The 20,429-nt window shown below is 39.6% G+C and carries 18 protein-coding genes and 1 riboswitch; of the genes, 6 read left to right on the top strand and 12 right to left on the bottom strand.

Annotated features, from left to right (window positions below):
• Positions 1-37 precede the first annotated feature (37 nt).
• Positions 38-943 (top strand): lipid A hydroxylase LpxO, encoded by a 906-nt coding sequence (gene lpxO, locus M5121_RS07920; RefSeq protein WP_249570854.1) that lies wholly within the window; start codon positions 38-40, stop codon positions 941-943.
• Between the two features lie 60 nt (positions 944-1,003).
• On the opposite strand, the gene M5121_RS07915 is transcribed toward lpxO, so the two are convergent.
• Complete coding sequence (locus M5121_RS07915) at positions 1,004-1,408, bottom strand: hypothetical protein (RefSeq protein ID WP_249570853.1); 405 nt, start codon at positions 1,406-1,408, stop codon at positions 1,004-1,006.
• Between the two features lie 145 nt (positions 1,409-1,553).
• Positions 1,554-4,289, bottom strand: coding sequence for a preprotein translocase subunit SecA (gene secA, locus M5121_RS07910; RefSeq protein WP_249570852.1), 2,736 nt, complete (start codon positions 4,287-4,289; stop codon positions 1,554-1,556).
• Between the two features lie 337 nt (positions 4,290-4,626).
• Here secA and M5121_RS07905 point away from each other — a divergent pair, with 337 nt between their 5' ends.
• The 3 genes from M5121_RS07905 (at position 4,627) to M5121_RS07895 (ending at position 6,961) form a co-directional block, all read left to right on the top strand.
• Positions 4,627-5,262, top strand: coding sequence for a peroxiredoxin (locus M5121_RS07905; protein ID WP_004664755.1), 636 nt, complete (start codon positions 4,627-4,629; stop codon positions 5,260-5,262).
• 300 nt (positions 5,263-5,562) lie between these two features.
• Complete coding sequence (locus M5121_RS07900; protein WP_249570851.1) at positions 5,563-6,372, top strand: MBL fold metallo-hydrolase; 810 nt, start codon at positions 5,563-5,565, stop codon at positions 6,370-6,372.
• 1 nt (position 6,373) lies between these two features.
• Positions 6,374-6,961 carry a dual specificity protein phosphatase family protein gene (locus tag M5121_RS07895; RefSeq protein WP_249570850.1) on the top strand — a complete coding sequence of 196 codons (588 nt, stop codon included), beginning with the start codon at positions 6,374-6,376 and terminating at the stop codon, positions 6,959-6,961.
• A 156-nt stretch (positions 6,962-7,117) separates the two neighbouring features.
• Here M5121_RS07895 and M5121_RS07890 read toward each other — a convergent pair whose 3' ends face one another.
• The 5 genes from M5121_RS07890 to trpA all read right to left on the bottom strand — a co-directional run bounded on the left by M5121_RS07890 (position 7,118) and on the right by trpA (position 12,215).
• Positions 7,118-8,050 (bottom strand): DUF6929 family protein, encoded by a 933-nt coding sequence (locus tag M5121_RS07890; RefSeq protein WP_249570849.1) that lies wholly within the window; start codon positions 8,048-8,050, stop codon positions 7,118-7,120.
• 88 nt (positions 8,051-8,138) lie between these two features.
• Positions 8,139-9,245: an SPOR domain-containing protein gene (locus tag M5121_RS07885; RefSeq protein WP_249570848.1), complete on the bottom strand. Its 1,107-nt coding sequence runs from the start codon at positions 9,243-9,245 to the stop codon at positions 8,139-8,141.
• The gene (folC, locus tag M5121_RS07880; RefSeq protein WP_249570847.1) at positions 9,236-10,522 is read right to left on the bottom strand and encodes a bifunctional tetrahydrofolate synthase/dihydrofolate synthase; all 1,287 of its coding nucleotides are present in this window, start codon (positions 10,520-10,522) and stop codon (positions 9,236-9,238) included. Before folC ends, M5121_RS07885 begins: the two co-directional genes overlap by 10 nt.
• Positions 10,519-11,415 carry an acetyl-CoA carboxylase, carboxyltransferase subunit beta gene (gene accD / locus M5121_RS07875; RefSeq protein WP_249570846.1) on the bottom strand — a complete coding sequence of 299 codons (897 nt, stop codon included), beginning with the start codon at positions 11,413-11,415 and terminating at the stop codon, positions 10,519-10,521. Before accD ends, folC begins: the two co-directional genes overlap by 4 nt.
• Entirely contained in the window at positions 11,412-12,215 is an 804-nt protein-coding gene (gene trpA, locus M5121_RS07870) for a tryptophan synthase subunit alpha (RefSeq protein WP_249570845.1), read from the bottom strand. The genes accD and trpA overlap by 4 nt, the downstream gene beginning before the upstream one ends.
• A 276-nt stretch (positions 12,216-12,491) precedes the next feature.
• On the opposite strand from trpA, the gene M5121_RS07865 reads away from it, so the two are divergent.
• Positions 12,492-13,823 carry a Na+/H+ antiporter NhaC family protein gene (locus tag M5121_RS07865; protein WP_249570844.1) on the top strand — a complete coding sequence of 444 codons (1,332 nt, stop codon included), beginning with the start codon at positions 12,492-12,494 and terminating at the stop codon, positions 13,821-13,823.
• Between the two features lie 35 nt (positions 13,824-13,858).
• Here M5121_RS07865 and M5121_RS07860 read toward each other — a convergent pair whose 3' ends face one another.
• On the bottom strand, positions 13,859-14,881 hold the full coding sequence (locus tag M5121_RS07860) for an AraC family transcriptional regulator (protein WP_249570843.1): 1,023 nt from the start codon (positions 14,879-14,881) through the stop codon (positions 13,859-13,861).
• 115 nt (positions 14,882-14,996) lie between these two features.
• On the opposite strand from M5121_RS07860, the gene M5121_RS07855 reads away from it, so the two are divergent.
• Positions 14,997-15,872, top strand: a complete 876-nt coding sequence (locus M5121_RS07855) for a metal-dependent hydrolase (RefSeq protein ID WP_249570842.1) — start codon at positions 14,997-14,999, stop codon at positions 15,870-15,872.
• Positions 15,873-15,918: 46 nt separating this feature from the next.
• Here the strand turns inward: M5121_RS07855 and M5121_RS07850 are convergent, their stop codons facing one another.
• The 4 genes from M5121_RS07850 to M5121_RS07835 all read right to left on the bottom strand — a co-directional run bounded on the left by M5121_RS07850 (position 15,919) and on the right by M5121_RS07835 (position 20,082).
• Positions 15,919-16,914 carry a DUF2804 domain-containing protein gene (locus tag M5121_RS07850; RefSeq protein WP_249570841.1) on the bottom strand — a complete coding sequence of 332 codons (996 nt, stop codon included), beginning with the start codon at positions 16,912-16,914 and terminating at the stop codon, positions 15,919-15,921.
• A gap of 18 nt (positions 16,915-16,932) precedes the next feature.
• On the bottom strand, positions 16,933-18,081 hold the full coding sequence (locus M5121_RS07845; RefSeq protein WP_249570840.1) for a GGDEF domain-containing protein: 1,149 nt from the start codon (positions 18,079-18,081) through the stop codon (positions 16,933-16,935).
• Between the two features lie 116 nt (positions 18,082-18,197).
• Positions 18,198-19,442 (bottom strand): tryptophan synthase subunit beta, encoded by a 1,245-nt coding sequence (trpB, locus tag M5121_RS07840; protein ID WP_249570839.1) that lies wholly within the window; start codon positions 19,440-19,442, stop codon positions 18,198-18,200.
• Positions 19,423-20,082, bottom strand: coding sequence for a phosphoribosylanthranilate isomerase (locus M5121_RS07835; RefSeq protein WP_005162163.1), 660 nt, complete (start codon positions 20,080-20,082; stop codon positions 19,423-19,425). The genes trpB and M5121_RS07835 overlap by 20 nt, the downstream gene beginning before the upstream one ends.
• 117 nt (positions 20,083-20,199) lie before the next feature.
• Positions 20,200-20,412: riboswitch (cobalamin riboswitch) on the top strand.
• The last annotated feature ends 17 nt before the right edge of the window (positions 20,413-20,429 follow it).

Below are 20,429 nucleotides of genomic sequence, written 5' to 3'. Positions count from 1 at the left end.
AAAATACGCGACTCCCTTTTTTTAGATGATTGTGCTCATGTACGCAGTGATTATCGTTGCCGTATTTTTGGTCAGTTTTTTATACACTTATTATCGTGGCAAAGAACGATTAAAAGCATCTCGACAATTATTCGACCATTCGACATTTCTAGCACCAGTTAATATGTTTATGACTGGTTTCTCCAAATTACCGAACCAACCATTCTTTGATGTGGCGCAGTTTCCTGAGCTCAAACCATTACAGGACAATTGGCAAGTAATCCGTGAAGAAGCAATCCAGCTACAAAATCAAATTAAAGCAGCTGAAAAGAATAATGATGCTGGTTTTAACACCTTCTTCAAACGTGGTTGGAAACGTTTTTATTTAAAATGGTATCAAGCTAGCCATCCATCAGCTCAACAACTTTGCCCTAAGACAGTTGCCTTGTTAGAAAGTATTCCTTCAGTAAAAGCAGCAATGTTTACTGAATTACCATCTGGTAGTTATCTTGGGAAACATCGTGATCCTTATGCGGGTTCAGTTCGTTATCATTTAGGTTTAGTCACACCGAATAGCGATGACTGTTTCATTGAAGTCGATCAGGAGCGTTATTCTTGGAGAGATGGTGAAGCCACTGTTTTTGATGAAACTTATGTCCATTGGGCACATAATCAAACAGATGAAACACGTATTATTTTATTCTGCGATATTGAACGTCCAATGAAATGGGGTTGGGCACAGAAAGTAAATCATTGGTTTGGACGAAACGTGATGTCTGCTGCAAGTTCACCCAATGATGATCAAGATAAAACTGGTTTCATTAACCGTATCTTCAAATATGGCTATGCTGTACACGCCTATGGTCGTGAATTAAAACAACGTAATCGTCGTCTATATTATGTGTCTAAATGGCTGCTGTTTGGCATGATTATTGGACTGATCTTACTGCCGAGCTTTTTATAATAAATTTTCAATAAATAAAAAAGAGATGCAATGACATCTCTTTTTTATTGCCAAACAATATTATTGATTTGTCTGAGGTGCTTGAGCACTCGCTGTTTGGGCCGTCATATCTGCCGCCTGAACCGCAGCCTCACCAATCAGGGCAATCTTGGCTTTTTCCTGACTCTTAGCAGACAAAGCAGGATTCGATGCAACGATACGATTAATATTGGCAGAATTTGCTGGTGCAATTGCCGCAGTTTGTAATACGATTGGACGATTACCTGTATCACCGAGAGTATAACGAATACCTGTACGTGGACTAATCACAGTAGTAACTTCACGTTTAACCTGCGCCTCAGCAGTAGTCGCCCCTTTTGCTGCAAGCACTTTATCGACCGTAGTCGTTTGAGGAACGTTATCTGCAAGTACAACGCCAGATAATGCAGCAGTCGCTAAAATTAAAAGTTGTAATGGCTTTTTCATTGTCTTCCCGCTTTTAATGCGAATCCAATTAAGGAGGATAATTCTCATAATAAAACTACAAAGTTGCTCTAGACACAAGTTACTTCTCGTAAAAAAGCAGAGCAAATGCTCTGCTTTTCATTTGAATACAAACTAAGTCAAAATTTTAAATTTTACCGTGACATTGTTTATATTTTAAACCTGAACCACATGGGCATGGCGCATTACGGCTTTCTGGCACTGGAAATACTGCATTTCCAGATAAGCTACCACTCTCTTCAGAAATCGTCACTTCACCTGTTAAACCATCTACATCATCATGTTCAAATGATAAACGCATTGATTCAGCTTGACGTTGTTGTTGTGCTTCAAGCTCAGCCAATTCTTCTGCTGTTGGTACATGAACACGAGATAAATCAGTCACAACGTCTGATTTGATAATACCCAACATGTTCACAAACAAATTAAATGCTTCTTTCTTATATTCCTGCTCTGGATTTTTCTGAGCATAGCCACGCAAGTGGATACCCTGACGTAAATAATCCATCGCAGCTAAATGATCTTTCCAATGGCGATCTAAAGAGTTCAGCATAAAGTGACGTTCGAGCATTGCGGCTGACTCATCACCCATTTGCTGACGGCGTTGACGATAACGTGCAATTACTTCATCAGAAATACGCGCAATCAAGCCTTCCTCATCCAAGCGGCGATCTTGATCTAACCACTGCTGTACAGGAAGCTCGATACCTAGATCCGTGCGTAAAGCAGTTTCTAGACCAGGAATATCCCATTGATCATGGATTGATTCAGGTGGAATGAAGTTCGCAATTACCCCTTTCATCACCTCTTTATGCATCTCTTCGATATAATCTTGTAATGTACTTTCTGCCAAAATCTCATCACGTTGTGAGTAAATAATTTTACGTTGTTCATTATTTACATCATCGTACTTCAATAGATTTTTACGAATATCAAAGTTACGTGCTTCAACTTTGCGCTGCGCATTTTCGATCGAACGACTCACCATTTTGTGCTCAATGGCTTCATTTTCTTGCAAGCCCATTGCACGCATCATCGCAACGACACGATCACCCGCAAAGATACGCATCAAATCATCTTCAAGTGATAAATAGAAGCGTGATACACCTGGGTCACCTTGACGACCTGCACGACCACGAAGCTGGTTATCAATACGACGTGATTCATGACGCTCTGAACCAATGATATGTAAACCACCAGAATTTAACACATCTTCATGATCTTTTTCCCATTGTGCTTGTAAACGAGCTTCGTCTTCAGGGCTAGGATTTTCAATTTTGGCAAGTTTTGCTTTCCAGTTACCACCCAGCAAAATATCGGTACCACGACCCGCCATGTTGGTTGCAATCGTGACGGCATTTGGGCTACCTGCTTGCGCAATAATATCTGCTTCACGCTCATGTTGTTTTGCGTTCAAAACTTCATGATGAATCCCTGCTTGCAGCAGTTTTGAAGATAATATTTCACTTGCTTCAATCGTTGCCGTACCAATCAAAATAGGCGCAACACCTTTTTGACGAATATTACTGATCTCTTCAATAATGGCATTGTATTTACCATTACGATTTAAATAAATTAAATCGTTATGATCTTGGCGTACCATTGGACGATGCGTTGGAATTAATACTACATCCAAACCATAAATTTCTTTCATTTCCGCGGCTTCAGTATCTGCTGTACCCGTCATACCTGAAAGCTTTTTATAAAGTCGGAAATAATTTTGGAAAGTCGTGGTTGCCAAAGTTTGGTTTTCTGGTTGAATTTCCATGTTCTCTTTGGCTTCAACTGCTTGGTGCAAACCTTCAGACCAACGACGACCTGGCATAGTACGACCAGTACTTTCATCCACAATAATGACTTCTTCTTTTTGAGTCTGTGGATTTACGCCAATAATATAATGTACGTTCTTTTGATATAAGTAATGCGCGCGAATTGCAGCAGTCACATGGTGAACCAAATTCAAATTGGTCGCTGAGTAAAGACTCTCACCCTCAGCCAACAATCCCATACGAATTAATTCTTGTTCAACAGTCTCGTAACCCACTTCAGTCATTTCAACTGTACGCTGTTTCTCATCTACCCAGAAATGTCCACCATCAGCCACTTTTTCTTCTTTCTGTGGACGTAGTATTGGTGGAATACTATTAATCAACTGATACAAATGAGATGAATCTTCACTTTGTCCAGAAATAATGAGTGGTGTACGTGCTTCATCAATCAGGATTGAGTCAACTTCATCGATGATCGCATAGCTTAAGCCACGTTGTTTTTTCTCTTGTAGAGAAAATACCATGTTGTCACGTAGATAATCGAAACCAAATTCGTTGTTGGTACCGTAAGTAATATCGGCGAAATAAGCTTCAGCTTTTTCGGCTGGCATTTGCATTGAATAAATCACGCCAATGCTAAGACCTAAAAATTCAAATAACGGACGATTCAGCTCAGCATCACGTTGCGCCAAGTAATCATTTACCGTAATCACATGAACACCTTGACCACTCAATGCATTGAGATAGCAAGCCAAAGTACCCATGAGGGTTTTACCTTCACCTGTACGCATCTCAGCAATTTTACCTTCATGTAAGGTAATACCACCAATGAGCTGCACATCATAGTGACGCATACCCATAACCCGTTTTGCTGCTTCACGGCAGACTGCAAAGGCTTCAGGCATCAATTTATCTAAACTTTCACCGTTGCTAAAACGCTGTCTGAATTCTGGAGTTTTTGCAGAGAGGTCTGCATCGCTAAGAGCAGATATCGTCGGTTCAAGCGCATTAATTTGTTCAACAATTTTACGCATGCGTTTGAGCTCACGCTCATTTTTTGTACCGAAGATACCTCCGATCAGACTTGCCAACATGAATAAACTCTCTAATCCTGTTTGTTTAAATAAGTAATTTTTTCTTAGCTGTTATTATGGAGTCAGAAATAAGAACTACAAGGGCTTTGCATCCAAACAGGTAAAAAAACTGCGAGGCGATTCTGACATTACACAACTAAAGAGCGTTAATGTAGCAAATTTGGATTTAACTTACATCGCTTTGCGTGTGAATTTATGATCAATTTTTTAGCTTCACCACATTCAATTATCTTAAATTCTCATAACAAAATGAAAAAACAATAATTTTATTTATAAAGCTATTCCTGCATAGTAAATACACACATAAAACATCAATAATGTATTGAGGACTAATTAAATGACATTACGTTTAGGTGATATCGCCCCGAATTTCCAACAAGACTCTAGCGACGGTCATATTGATTTTTATCAATTTTTAGGTGACAGCTGGGGCATTTTATTCTCACATCCAGCGGATTTCACCCCAGTTTGTACCACTGAGCTTGGCTTTACCGCCAAACTGAAAGATGAATTTACAAAGCGTGGCGTCAAAGCAATTGCACTTTCAGTCGACGATGTTGAATCGCATAAAAGCTGGATTCAAGATATTAATGAAACACAGAATACTACGGTCAACTTTCCAATTATTGCAGATAAAGATCGTAAAGTTTCAGAACTATATGGCTTTATCCACCCAAATGCGAGTGAGACCTTAACTGTTCGCTCACTGGTCATTATTGATCCGAATAAAAAAGTCCGCTTGATTATTACTTATCCAGCCTCAACAGGTCGTAACTTTAATGAAGTATTGCGAGTGGTGGATTCACTACAGCTAACGGATAAACATAAAGTCGCAACACCTGCAAATTGGCAACATGGCGAAGATGTCGTCATTGTACCGTCGTTGAAAGATGAAGAAGAAATTAAACAACGTTTTCCTCAAGGCTATACCGCAGTGAAACCTTACCTACGTTTAACACCACAACCTGAGTGAGGATCAAACGAGCAACGCTCGTTACGAACGCAAGTCGAAACAGCTATGCTGTGAGTTAAAAGATTGAAGCCGACTAAAGGCTTCAAACGCAGCGCAAGACAAACGAAGTGCGTAGTACATGAAACAAACAATACTTTTTACAAACGCAAGTCGAACAGTAAAAAACTATTGAATCTGAATAACAAACTTCATTGCCTATCGATCTGATAGGCTTTTAAAATCGCAAAATAAAAAGTTGTTGGTATTTTTTAGTCGATACGTTATAAAAATAATTCTCTTCAAAATAGAATAACAATCACGATGATTTATAACATCCATCATCTCCATTGCGGAAGCTTCTGCCCTGTTTGTGCTCCCCTATTTGGACAGAAAGGCTGGAAAGCACATCTAGTTTGTCATTGCCTACTTATTGAAACTGATCGAGGTCTGGTTTTAATTGATACAGGCTTGGGTACACAGGACTATTTGCACACTGAACAACGTCTAGGTTCATTACTGACTCAATTTGGCTCAATTGTACCCAACCTAAAACTAACTGCCATTCAGCAGATACAGCGACTTGGTTTTAACCCGAGTGATGTAAAACATATTTTTGTGACCCATCTAGATTTTGATCATGCTGGTGGAATTTCTGATTTTCCAAATGCAACCGTGCATATTTTAGCTTCCGAGTTTAATGCAACACAGACATTAACAGCCAAAGGTAAATTTCGTTATAAAACTGAACAATTTAAACAACATCGTCATTGGAATTTTGCTGAACATACAAATGGTGAAGCTTGGTTTAATTTAAAAAGGGTTCAAGGTCTTCCTTTTTTCCAAGATGAAATATTAATGATTCCATTGATTGGTCATACTGCTGGACATTGTGGTATTGCAATTAAAAAAGCTGAAGGCTGGATTTTATTCTGTGGTGATGCGTATTACACCCATTTAGAACTCAATCCAAAAAACAAATTGAGAGCCTTAGATCTTACTGAACGTTTATTGGCAGAAGATAATCGACAAAGGTTACATAACCTTAAACGGTTACAATATCTGGCTCAACATGAACCGAGTATTGAGTTAATTTGTGCGCATGATCCTGTTGAATTTGATCGTTATCAATAATATGAAAAAAGCGCTTATCACTGTTGTTCTTTTATCAACGCTTAATGTTTCTGGGTGTATGCAGCATTCGAGTTTAGAAAAAGACCAACGTCCTCAAAATTGGGGAACTCTTATTTCTAACACCCATAATTTTTATCAAATTAGTTCAGATGTTTTCCGTAGCGAGCAGCCGAGTACTGATTTAATCCCAAGCCTTGAAGCTCATCAAATTAATACGATTATCAATTTGAGAGCTAGAAATGAAGATGCCATAGTTTTAAAAGATCAGCCTTTTAATCTGGTACACATTCCAATCAATACTTGGGCAATCAATCGTAAAGACTTGTTAGAAGCAATGCGTGTTATTCAAACTGCTAAACAACAAAACCAGAAAATTTTAGTGCATTGCTATCATGGCTCAGATCGAACTGGTGCCACAATTGCGATGTATCGAATTATTTTTGAGCATTGGGCAATTGAAGATGCGGTTAAAGAAATGAAACAAGGAGGATACGGCTATCATATCATTTGGAAAAATATTGACCATCTTTTCACCCCTGAAAATGTAGAATGGATTCAACAACAACTTTCAAATCCAGCATCTATTTAGTTTGCGAGATGAGTTTTAGATTAAATCCAATTTTTAGAGAAATAGAGCTTAGACGTGTAAGATTTGTTTCTTTAATTTTTGGGTTTTATGCATTTTTTATTGGGCTTTTAAAAAAACCTAATTTTATAAGTTGAATGTTAAGTTAAGAAATACGAACTAAGCTGAAGAATTGGCAAAAACAGAGTTGCTAAGTAATATTTTAAAAACTTCAGAATCACCACCATCGCTATCCGTGACCAATAAAAATACCTCACCATCGGATGTCGACTCTAACCATGTAATTCCTTCTACTTTAATAGCAAGAGTTTGTCCTTTCGAATCCTGAATCAGATGTGTAAATAAAATTTTTCCCTCAGACGATAACACCAAAATAAAACTGCCTAGCACCGCGCCATCATCATACGTATTTAATGTTTGCTCAACCGCAGCAGTTGCAACAATTAGATTTTTATCCACAAAAAAATAAGCATCAGAAATACCACTTGCTACCCCTTCAAGCTCTGGTAATGTCAGATTGAATGATTTTTTGAGCGCACATTCTAATGATTTTCCATTTTGAATCTTTATTAAATCAAAGACTAAAACACCATGAAAACGATTGATGTTGCCACGTTGAAAAATGTATAAATTGTTTTGATCTGAACAAACTGCTTCTATATTGAGATCAGCGCCACCAGTCAACGCCAAATAATGTTCTAAGAAATCATAATCCGAGGTATCAAGTAAAACATGAACCTGATGATCAGCTGGATTATACAATAATGCTTTTTTTCGATTTTCTGTAGAACCTGAACCCATCACTAGTAACTGAGGTTGTCCGTCAAAGCGAATACAGCTAAGCGCTTCAAAGTCTGGTTTAGTTTTTTTACTAAATACCGTTAGTGTCGTATGCTTAGGCTGTTCAAATAATGGAATTTTTTCAAAATTAGTCGCACGATTGATTTTTTTTCGGTCAGTTTTGAGTAAGTAACCCACATCATCTCCAACCAAGTAGAGATCATCCCCCACACAAGCCGCGCCAGAAAGTGCACTAACACTCGAATCCTCTGAAAATATAAAGTGTTCTAATATCTTAAAGCCGCTACTCATCTTGTACTCACTGCCCGCAGAAATAGAACACTTGTAACAAGGTCAAAACCAGACGCTTTCCAGCTTTGATCTCGTCGTTTATCTTTTGTTATCGCTGATCAAGTGGAACCCAATCAATCACCCACGCTGATTTCATATTTAAACTTTCATCAGAGGTAATTTTTTTACGTGCTGCATCTGCAACATCTCGGTCCTTCGATGGTCCAACCATGATACGAATTCCTTTTGAAGTCGGGCTTGTTGTAACCTTATAACCTTTGGCACGCAATTTAGATACAACTGCATCTGCATTGGCTTGGTTGGCAGCCAATGCCACTTGTACCATCCACTTTTTATCTCCATTTTCCATGAGATCACGAGCCTTTTCAGCTTCGGCTTTTTTCTCAGCATCAGCTTTACGCTTTTTCTCGTCAGCCGATTTTTTCTCAGCTTCAGCTTTACGCTTCTCTTCAGCTGCTTTTTTCTCAGCTTCGGCTTTGCGTTTATCTTCGGCAATTTTCTTGTCTGCCTCAACTTTACGCTTTTCTTCTAATGCTTTTTTATCAGCGTCAGCTTTACGCTTATCTTCCTCAGCCTTTTTTTCAGCTTCTGCCTTACGCTTCTCTTCTGCCAACTTTTTTCCGGCTTCAGCCTTGCGCTTGTCTTCCGCTAATTTTTTATCAGTATCACTTTTCTGCTGATCTGCTTTTTGCTGTTCTAATTTTTTCTTTTCATCTAATTTATTTTTTTCTTCAGTCGCTCGTTGTGTCTTAGCTTTATCATCTTCGCCAAGCTCTGGCGGAATGTTATCAGAGCTTTCCTGTTCGGCTGTACGGCGTGCATTAATTGCAGCGTATTCTTCGGCTGCTTTACGCGCAGCAGCAGCTTCAGCTTCTTGTTGCATTTTTAGAAAATCAGCTGCACGTGCTTCTTGTTCAGCAACGGCTTTCTCACGAGAACGGCGTTGTTCTTCAAGCAATCTTTTTTCTGTCTCAACATCTACGGCTAATGGTTGTAATGAAACCATTTCACCTTCTTGGGTCGATTGAGCTGTTTGAGTTTTAGGTTCTGTTTTAGGAATTGGGTGTGTAATTGCCGTTTGCGTTTTGTCATGCCCCATTTCGTCATTACCTTTAAGGAGCAATGCTGCCAATAAAACACCTCCACCCAATAGAACAACGCCTCCCATCCAGCGTTGCTTGTTATTCATTGACATTGTTCTAAATACTCCCAAACCGCTTCTAAGGTATGAAACGATCCACAGACTAAAATCAGCTGATTGTTATTACTTTGCTTCAGCACATCTTCAAAGGCTTGCTGGATATTACCGTACTCATATACCTGTTGACCTTGTAATGCATCATGTAATTGATGCAATGGGGCTGCTCTAGGTACATTTAAACTAGCAATAAACCAATCTTTTACTGTTGTTTTTAGTAAATCGGTGACAGACGAGATATCTTTATCTGCCAACATTGAAAATACTGCGACAACATCTGTGTACTGTTTATTGTATTTTAAGAATTTTCGCAATTGATTCAATAAAAATTCGACTCCATGTGGATTATGTCCAGCATCAAAAATCACTGTTTTGTCTTGAATTTGCCGTATTTCAAAACGACCTTGCAAACGTGCTTGCTGAATACCTGTTGCAATCGCTGCCTGAGAGACCTCAATACCACTCACCAGTACCGCTGCAACAGCAGCCGAAATATTATCTAATGCAAGCTGACCGATTGGCAGTTTTAGCGTTGTGCCAGAGGATGCAAATGACCAAGTTTGACCATCGTCATTAAGTTGATAAAAATAATCTCGATTCAGCGCATATAGATCTGCTTGAGTTTCAGCTACTTTATCTTGAATCGCTTGGGGTAATTGTTGTTGACCCGCAAATACCACTGGAATATTCGGACGAATAATCCCTGCTTTCTCAAAAGCGATTTTTTCTATCGTGTCACCTAACCAATCGACATGATCTAAACCAATATTGGTAATCACGGCAATATCAGGATCAATCACATTCACGACATCCAGACGACCGCCTAAGCCAACCTCAAGTACCCAGACATCACATTGTTTTAGTTTAAAAATAAGAAAAGCAGCCAAAGTGGTTGCTTCAAAAAAGGACAATGATAAACCACATTCTCGGCGGGCTTGGTCAACCAACACAAAGGCATCAACTAAGCTTTGATCATCAACTTCAATCCCAGCAAGTTTTACCCGCTCATTAAAACGATAAATATGCGGTGATTGATACAAACCAACTTTATAACCTTGTGCATTTAAAATTGCAGCGAGTGTCGTTGTTGTTGAGCCTTTACCATTCGTTCCTGCCACAGTAAAAACTTTTGCTTGAGGTTGCATAACTCCCAACTTTTCAGCAACGGGAATTACGCGCTCTAAACCTAAATCAATGCCTGTAACATGAACATGGCCCCAATAATCGAGCCATGTTGTTAATGTATCTGTAGAATGTGGTGCGTCCAGTTTCAAGGTAAATTCATCAGTTTAGCTACGAGTCTATATACAGTATCACGTAATGCATGACGATGAACAATTTGATCGACCACACCATGATCAAGCAAATATTCTGCACGTTGGAATGGTTCTTCTAACTTCTCGCGAACTGTTTGTTCAATGACGCGTTTACCTGCAAAACCAATCATCGCTTTCGGTTCAGCCAGATGAACATCACCTAACATCGCTAATGAAGCTGTTACACCGCCATAGACGGGATGAGTCAATACAACGAGGTATGGAACACGAGCTTCTTTCATTTTTTGAATCGCAGCCGAAGTACGTGCCATTTGCATTAAAGACAACATGCCTTCTTGCATACGAGCACCGCCTGAAGCAGCAAAACAAATTAACGGTTGATGGAGTTGAATTGCTCGTTCTGCCGCTTGGATAAAACGATCACCAACAACGGTCCCCATTGAACCACCCATAAAATCGAACTCAAATGCACAAGCCACCAAGTCCAAACCTTTTAATGAACCTTGCATTACAACTAACGCTTCTGTTTCACCAGTTTTATCTTGTGCTTCACGCATACGCTCTGGATAAGGTCTGCTATCCACAAACTTCAATGGATCTTTCGCACTAAATTCTTGACCTAACTCTGCATTGACTTGATCAAAGAACCAATTCAAACGATCACGTGCGCGCATACGCAAATGCTCATCGCATTGTGGGCATACGTAGGCATTAAATGACATTGCCGTACGTGTTACTAAGGCATGACATTCAGGACATTCAATGGTTGGTTCCGTAAATGTTGCTTTGAATGTTTGTTGTTCATTCGCAACTTGAATACCAGGCACTTGACGCTCTGTCCAAGGCGTTGATGGGCTCAGAACCTTCCCTGCTGTTAACTCTTGACTCATACTAACTCATCGAGCGCGGCTCGAAGCTCCTTCACTTTATTCACCGTCTGTTGCACAGCTTCGTCTGCTGGCAATGTCGCAAAAGATTTAACGAAAGCACTTCCTACGATTACCGCATCAGCAACTTGACCCATTGCTTTTGCAGAAGCTGCATCACTAATCCCAAAACCAACTCCAACAGGAACGTTAGTCATGCTCTTAATTTTCGCAATACGAGCTGCTGCTTCAGAGGTATCTAGTGTTGCTGCACCTGTCACACCTTTTAACGACACATAGTAAACAAAGCCACTGGCTTGATTTACAACATGCTGAATACGTTTATCAGTTGATGTTGGTGCGAGTAAGAAAATTTGATCCATCTCATTTTGTTTTAAGACATCGCCAAATTGCTTTGATTCTTCAGGCGGTAAGTCCACCAAAAGTACACCATCAACACCACACTCTTTCGCATAAGCCACAAACTTTTCATAACCAATTACTTCAACAGGATTTAAATACCCCATTAAAACAACGGGTGTCGTTTGATCTTTTTCGCGAAATTCTTTCACCATATTTAAAGCATCGAGTGTGCTCGATCCACCTGCTAAAGCACGTTCAGCAGCTAAGGCAATCACTGGACCATCCGCCATTGGGTCTGAGAATGGCAGTCCTAGCTCAATGACATCAACGCCTGCTTCAACCATTTGATGAAGCAATGGAACCGTGACTTGTGGATGCGGATCTCCTGCCATAACATAAGAAACAAGCGCTTTACGGTGCTGAGATTTAAGCTGTTCAAAACGAGTGGCAAGACGTGACATAGGATTATGCTTTCCTTGATTTATATAAATTGAGGAGTTGTTTGTAGTCATACAAGAACACTGCATTGTAACGCTATTTTTTGTTCATTGAACAGAGTTTGACGTGATTGCAACAGTGAATGTTGCTACTTACAACTGCCCTGCTACATTTATCTATATTTTCAGCTTTTTCTCAATGATCAAAGCTTCCTAATTTTAGCTTCATCGAGGCTGATTTTAGAAATGAGCTCAGCTCCTTTATACTACCCGCAATTTTTAAGTTTTCTTTTTATTTTTATGTCTGCCCACACTCAGGAAAAAGTACAAAGCAATGCCCTTGCTTTGCTACCACTATTGGTATTTTTGATCATCTTTCTCGGGAGTGGTCTCTATCATTCAATGATCGGGACAGAATTTGCATTCTATCAAGTCAAAGCACCTATTGCCGCGATTCCAGCTGTTATTCTGGCATTACTACTTTATAAACAGAAACTCAATACGGCAATTGAGGAATTCCTACAAGGCGCTAGTCATCCAAATTTGATTTTAATGTTTATGGTATTTATGTTGGCAGGTGCTTTTGCCAGTGTCTCCAGTGCCATAGGCAGTGTCGATGCGACAGTACAGTTGGGACTTTCGCTGATTTCGCCTGAATTTGTGTTACCCATGTTATTTATTATTGCAGCATTCATTGCAACAGCAATGGGAACGTCTATGGGCACCATCGCCGCCTGTGCACCAATTGCATTCGGTTTTTCCCAAGCAACAGAGATAGCACCTGTCTATGCCATAGGTGCAGTGGTGGGAGGCGCTATGTTTGGTGATAATTTATCCATGATTTCGGATACAACGATCGCTGCCACACGTAGCCAAAATGTTGAACTTCGAGATAAATTTAGGGTGAATGTGTGGATTGCCTTTCCAGCTGCAATCATTACATTAATGCTTTATGTAATGATGAGTCACCAAACAGAGTCAATTCCATCAAAACATTATGATTTATTGCTTATTTTGCCTTATTTAGCTGTTTTTTTTCTTGCCTTTACACGCTTACATGTACTTGCTGTATTAATGATTGGTGTTATTTTGTCAGGTGTGATTGGTCTTATTGAAAAACCTGAATTTGATTTATTAAAACTCAATAACTCAATTTATGATGGCTTTGTTGGCATGTTTGAGGTGGCATTACTTTCCATGTTGCTAGGTGGTTTGTCTACCCTGATGCAAAAAGAAGGCGGTTTGCAATGGCTTATTCAACGTATTTATACGATTACGCGTCTATTCAAATTTGGCAAACAGCGTGCAGGTGAATTAGGCATTAGTTTTCTGGTCATATTCTCAAATTTATTTGTTGCCAATAATACCGTTGCGATTATTTTATCAGGAGATATGGCACGTGAAGTAGCGAAAGAATATGGTGTTGACCCTAAGCGAAGTGCAGCTTTACTTGATATTTTTTCTTGCGTAATCCAAGGGATTATTCCCTACGGTGCTCAATTACTGCTTGCTTGTTCAATTGCCAAACTTTCGCCAGTTGAACTAATTGGCAATATCTACTATTGCTGGATTCTTGCAGTGTGCGCAATCCTTGCAATTGTTTTTAATTATCCACGTTTAAAAACATGCTAAAAACAATCCATAAATCTCTTTAGCTTGCTTGAAAGTTAAAGAGATTTCAAAAACTGCTTGGGTGTAATTCCTGTCCAACGCTTAAACGCCCGCCCAAACGCACTTTGATCAGCATAATTTAAACGTTCCGCAATTTCTGACAATGATTTGCCCTGTTGCAAATACAGTTTACTTTGTTCCAAACGGTACTGATCTAAAATATTTTGAAAATTAAGCTGATAGGTTTTGAGTTGGCGTTGTAATGTTCGTTCTGAACAATGCAAACGCTTAGCAACATAACTGAGCAATAGTTCTTCGTGTTGTAAAAGTCCTTGTTCAATATGCGTTTGTATTTTTTGACGGAACTGTTGTTGCTGAATCTCAAAAGAAGCAATGCTATTTAGTGATTGCTGAGCTTGAGTCGAGAGTACATGGTTTAATTGTTGGTCTGCAGCGATGCTTTTTGCTTTTAAAATTTGATTTGAAAAGCGAATTGCATATTGTCCAGCTTGAATTTGGATCGGACAACCATAAAATTTTTCAAAATGATATAACGCAGTATTCGGCGCATAACCAAATTGAATCATTTGCGGTGGCATTAAAGCATCTTGCACAATTGACTGGGCAATTTTAAAAATCAACGCCAAATTTAGCTCATACATTTCCCGATAATCACTATAAGACGCACTCCAAACAATTTGAATATAATCAGAAAACTGCTGAACATTCAGTTGTTCTAAATTGGTCTGTTTAAAGACTAAAGAATAATAACGTTGTAAAAGCTGTAACGCCTGTTGCAGATCTAAACTGGTTGAAGCCAAATATCCCATTAAACCCAAATCTTGCAAATTGGCATGTTCAGCCAATACTAATGTAATCGGTCGAGGGAAATAAGCTTGTGCAGATTGCAAAAGCAATGCATAACGTTCGACATCAAAATCATGCTCATCTGGATTTTCTAAACAGGCATGAAAAGCTTGCCAAAGTTCAGGTGCAACAACTTTAGACAAATCAATGTGTTCCTGCTGTAGGACACGATTCAACAACCGTAGGTATCCAATAATAATTTTAACTGACATATGCCGATCTCATCCTGATCTGTCGTTATTTGTATAAAACTTGGCTGTAACTGTCAAAACATTTCATCGGACTTTTTCCATACTGAGTTTATGCAAAAGACAAGGAATAGCAAAAATGAATGCACATGTTTCCTATCAGGCTGATCCAATTGTAAGAACAAACCTAGACTTTCACCTCAATGAGGCTCCACGTTTCTGGTTTGGTGGCGATCCATTCCGTACCCGCATGTTTGATGCATTAAGCCTGACATTTCCTGATGGCGAACGCTACTTCATTGAATGTGTACGTTTATTCCGCGACAAGATCAATGATCCTGAGCTACAGAAACGTGTGGCAGACTTTATTCGTCAAGAAGCCCAGCACGGCATTGCCCATGACAAAATGAACCAGATCATGAAAGAACAAGGCATGCCTGTGGATCAGTTCACCAACCGTTTGAAAAAAATATTTAGATTTGAATTGAAGAATCGCTCACCACAATACAATATTGCCATGACGGCCGCGGCTGAACATTTAACCGCCCTGATGGCAGATACATTCTATAGTAAGAAAGAAACATTGGCAGAGGCTGATCCTTTTGTTCGCGCGCTGTTCGCATGGCATGCAATTGAGGAAATGGAACATCGTGATGTGGCTTTTGATGTCATGCAACAGGTCGGTGAAGTACCAGAATTGACTCGCCGTTCCGCCCTTGTCATTACGACCTTGTTAATGTTTGGCTTCACACTTTACCGTACCGATGTCATGCTTAAGACTGATGGTTTTAGCTTTAGGCAGCGTCTTGACATGGCACGCAAGGGCTTGCCGTGGTTCTTTGGGCGCAGAGGTATTTTGACGGCAAAAAGAGAACAGTATAGCGACTGGTTTAAAAAAGATTTTCATCCAAACCAACATCCGATTATTCGCCAGTATGATGTCTGGATTGATACATTGGCTAAAACCAATGACCCAATCGCTGCGGGCGAGGCTTTTTGGCAAGCTGGTCTATAAAACTCCCGTCATCCCTCTTTAAAAAGAGGGATTTTTTTGATGAGGATTACCATTTGGCGTAATGCTGTTCTAATAATCCATATTCATTGTTCAAAATCACCAGTTCAACATTTTCATGTTCAATTGTGCCACTGATTTTGGCCTGCCACTGATTAAACTGACTACCGATCAAACGTAAGTTAATATTTTCAAAGCGACACCAACCTGTTTCAACTAGTAAATTCAATCGCTCATCTAAAGAACGAATTGACCAACAATTCTCATTTTGTTGCTCAAATAAGATATCGGTAAGTGGATATAAGCGCCCATCAACCCACAACGCATTTTCATTACCAAAACTTTCATTGACACCTGATGCGAGATTCAAGCCAATGCGGCGATCATTTGCATCACGGAACTGACAAGACAACCAAAACCAAGCAGTTTCAGGTCGTAAAAAACCACAGGTATCATCGAGTGCAGCGAGACTATGCGCATTAAATTCGATCTGCTGTTGATCAGGGCTAATAAAAAAGCCTTCCACTGCCAAAGTGGTTTGTTTTTGTGTATACGTCCAGCCATTGATCCCAGTTGGGCTACATAAACTTAAAGCATCAGTGCCTGCACAAAAAATACGTGCTTTCAGTTGTACTTCGCCATGTTTGGTCACTTGGATATAACGCACACCATTGGCGTGTTGCATATCAAATTGATAAGCCGATTTTTTAAAATAGCTTTGACTAAATAAAGGTTGTTCATCGAGTTGGGTTTTCAACGCTAATGGCTGAATCGCATTCCATTCGATTACTTTTTTAGAAAGATGATCATAAACATAGAAAAAGCCATGCCCTGCCCATGATAGATCGACGATCGCAATACCAATGCTGTAATGCTCATGTTGTAAACCACAGAATTTAAATTTTTTATATTTAAGCTGCTTGCGCCAGCCTTTTAGTACTTGGCCATAAGGCGTTTTATAAATATAGTCATCCAAATTGATCTGTGAAGGTATCTGATCAAAACGCCCATAACGAGGCTGACCATTTTTCTGTATCAATTTCACAAGATTTCCCCAACTCAATTATAACGTAAATGCCGTTCTGACCTGATTTTTACCATTCCGTTTGGCTTGGTACATCGCCTTATCTGCTTGCTCAAACAAGCCTGTATAATCAAAACCACTAAAGGCTGTACTACTTACCCCAAAACACGCCTTGATATAAAGCATTTCATTTTCTTTCACTTCAACTGCAGTTTGCTCTAATGCTTTACGACATACCTCTGCCAACAACACTGCATTTTCAATAGAAGTAAATGGTAATAAAATGACAAATTCCTCACCACCATAACGTCCAATCACATCACTGGCTCGTAAATTTTTTCGCAGTATATTTGCGACATGTTTTAAAACCAAATCTCCTTGATGATGTCCATATTGATCATTAATATTTTTAAAATTATCAATATCCACCATAATCAACGATGTTTCTCGATGGGTAATTTGTGCCTGCTGCATCTGTAAATCAATAATCTCATTGACCCCACGGCGATTCAACAGCCCTGTTAACTCATCAGTACAACTGAGTTTTTCTATTTTTGAATTATATCTGCGCCAACGCTCTATACTTATATCAAATAACGTAATGGTAAATGCCGCATATAAAGTGGTGTAAAACATTGAATAAATAATCTGAGCGCTCTGAACATCTTTATGCATCAAGGTATAAGGCTTATAAGCCACTGCATAATCTAAATAACCCAACACCGTAAGCGCAGATAATAAATAACACGCAATAACATAAGCAACCAAGCCAAAATAAACAGAGAAACGAGGGAATAACAACAAAGCGGTAAAGGTTATCCCCATAAAAATAACGCCATTTAACATGTTCAGCAAACCAATGCCTATTGGCAAACCTAACAATGAAAATGGGTAATACACCGATAAAAACAACACATAATAAATATGCACATTCGGCTTATTTTTAATAAGAAAACCAAACAAAATTAAAAGGATATTTAAAATAAATACAATTGGATACAACCACTGAAGTTTAAGCAATAACTCGGTATTTGCTAAAGGGTGATACATATATTTTATTTGCATAAAATATATAACAGCAGCCGTAAAACTTGCATACAGCAATATAACTTGGGATTTTTTAACTAAATCCCAATCTAAAATTGCAAGAAAGGCTTTACTGAAATACGTAGCTAAGGAATATTTCATCCCTCGTCATCCCTTATGATTATTTTTGTGTTATACGTCCATGTACACAACTAGTCACAATATTAATATGGCTTAGGCACACTCTTTAGCCGATCTTATCACACACCTATTCAGTTTTATAAGTCGACCATCGGAATACCATCAATTTTCGCAACGGTCATTAAGTCTTTATCGCCACGACCTGAAACTGTTGCAATAATGATTTGGTCTTTCGACATCGTTGGGGCAAGTTTAGTGACATAAGCCATCGCATGTGAACTTTCAAGCGCAGGAATGATGCCTTCAATCTGAGTTAAATCACGGAAGCCTTGTAAGGCTTCATCATCTTTAATTGGCACATATTCCACACGATGCATATCTTTTAAGAAACTATGCTCTGGACCAACACCTGGATAATCCAAACCTGCTGAAATACTATGTGTTTCAATAATCTGACCTTGCTCATCCGACATGAGGTAAGTACGGTTACCATGTAATACACCCACATGGCCTGCATTCAATGGCGCTGAGTGTTTGCCTGTTTCAATGCCGAAACCTGCCGCTTCAACACCGTACATTTTCACATCCTGATCATTCAGGAATGGATAGAACAAGCCCATTGCATTTGAACCTCCGCCAACACAAGCAACCAAGGCATCAGGTAAACGCCCTGCTTGTGCTTGGATCTGTTGACGTGCTTCACGACCAATGATTGATTGGAAATCACGTACAAGCTGTGGATATGGGTGCGGACCAGCAACCGTACCAATGACATAATAAGTCGTATCAACATTGGTGACCCAATCGCGCATCGCTTCATTCAATGCATCTTTTAAAGTTTTGGATCCGCTTTGCACTGGTACAACTTTTGCGCCAAGCAAACGCATGCGATAGACATTCATCGCCTGACGTTTTACATCTTCAGCCCCCATGTACACCACGCACTCCATACCCAAGCGAGCAGCGATGGTTGCGGTCGCAACACCATGTTGACCAGCACCTGTTTCAGCAATGATACGTTTTTTACCCGACAGTTTTGCCAATAAAGCCTGACCAATCGTATTATTTACTTTATGAGAGCCAGTATGGTTTAGGTCTTCACGTTTTAAGTAAATTTGCGCACCGCCGAGGTGCTGAGACCATCGCTCAGCATAATAAAGTGGACTTGGACGACCAACATAAAACGCAAGATCACGGTCAAACTCTGCTAAAAACTGAGCATCATTTTTCATACGACCATAAAGACTTTCTAAGTCTTCAAGTGCAGCCATAAGCGTTTCTGACACAAAACGCCCACCATGAATACCAAAATGCCCATGAGCATCTGGAAACTGGGTGTAGTCAATCGCCTGATTTTGTTGACTAAGGTTTTGCTGATCCACGTTGGACTCCTTGCATAAATTTTTCAATGAGTTGTTGGTCTTTTATACCTTTAGCGGACTCTACGCCTCCGCTGACATCCACAGCAAAAGCTGCTGTAGTATCAATAGCGTCACTCACATTTTCAGGGGTTAAGCCCCCTGCCAAGATTAGTGGAATATCAAGTTTTGGAAATTTATTCCAATCGAAACAGTGACCTGTTCCACCTTTTAAATCAGGATGCCACGCATCAAGTAGAACCGCACTGGCTCCCACAGCTTGATAGCGTTGAATTTCGGTCAAAATGTCTAAATCAGGTCTAACCTGAATGGCTTTGTACCAACGGCGTTTGCAATGCAACGCAATTTGTTGGCATTGTTCAGGTGTTTCATCACCATGTAGTTGTAATACATCCAACGGAACTGAATCAAGCACTGTTTGGATTTCTTCTGCGCTTGCATTTACAAATAAACCGACCAACTGAACATAAGCGGGTACTGAGCTTGCCAAAATTTGCGCTTGTTCAATACTGACATGACGCGGGCTTGGGGGAAAGAATACCAATCCAATCGCATCTGCTCCTGCTTGCACAACAGCATCAATATCTTGAGTCCGCGTTATTCCACAAATCTTGGCGCGAGTTCGGAGTTGGGTTTGACGCATTTGATGTCCAATTTGAGATGACTATTTACTACTCTCACATTGTAAAGCAATTTGACATACTTTGGTCAAAGTTCATTTCCAAATGCAATTGTTTAAAAAACGTGAACACTCTATACTTCGCATCATCTCGCAACAAGTCTAAAGCACATTCTTTTGCTTATAGGGAAGTTGGTGTAAGTCCAACACTGCCCTCGCAACGGTAACACCGAATTATTAATCTTAGCTAAACGCCAAATCACTGCATCTGAATGATGTGGGAAGATGATTAATAGCATCGTCATTGTGATGATATAGTGAAGTCCGGAGACCTGCTTGTTGTTTATTTCCACTTTAACATTCACGACGGG

The organism is Acinetobacter sp. ANC5681, assembly GCF_023488045.1.
Classification (GTDB): Bacteria; Pseudomonadota; Gammaproteobacteria; order Pseudomonadales; family Moraxellaceae; genus Acinetobacter.
Note: the sequence above shows the minus strand (reverse complement) of the source record. Positions and strands in the feature narration are given on the sequence as shown.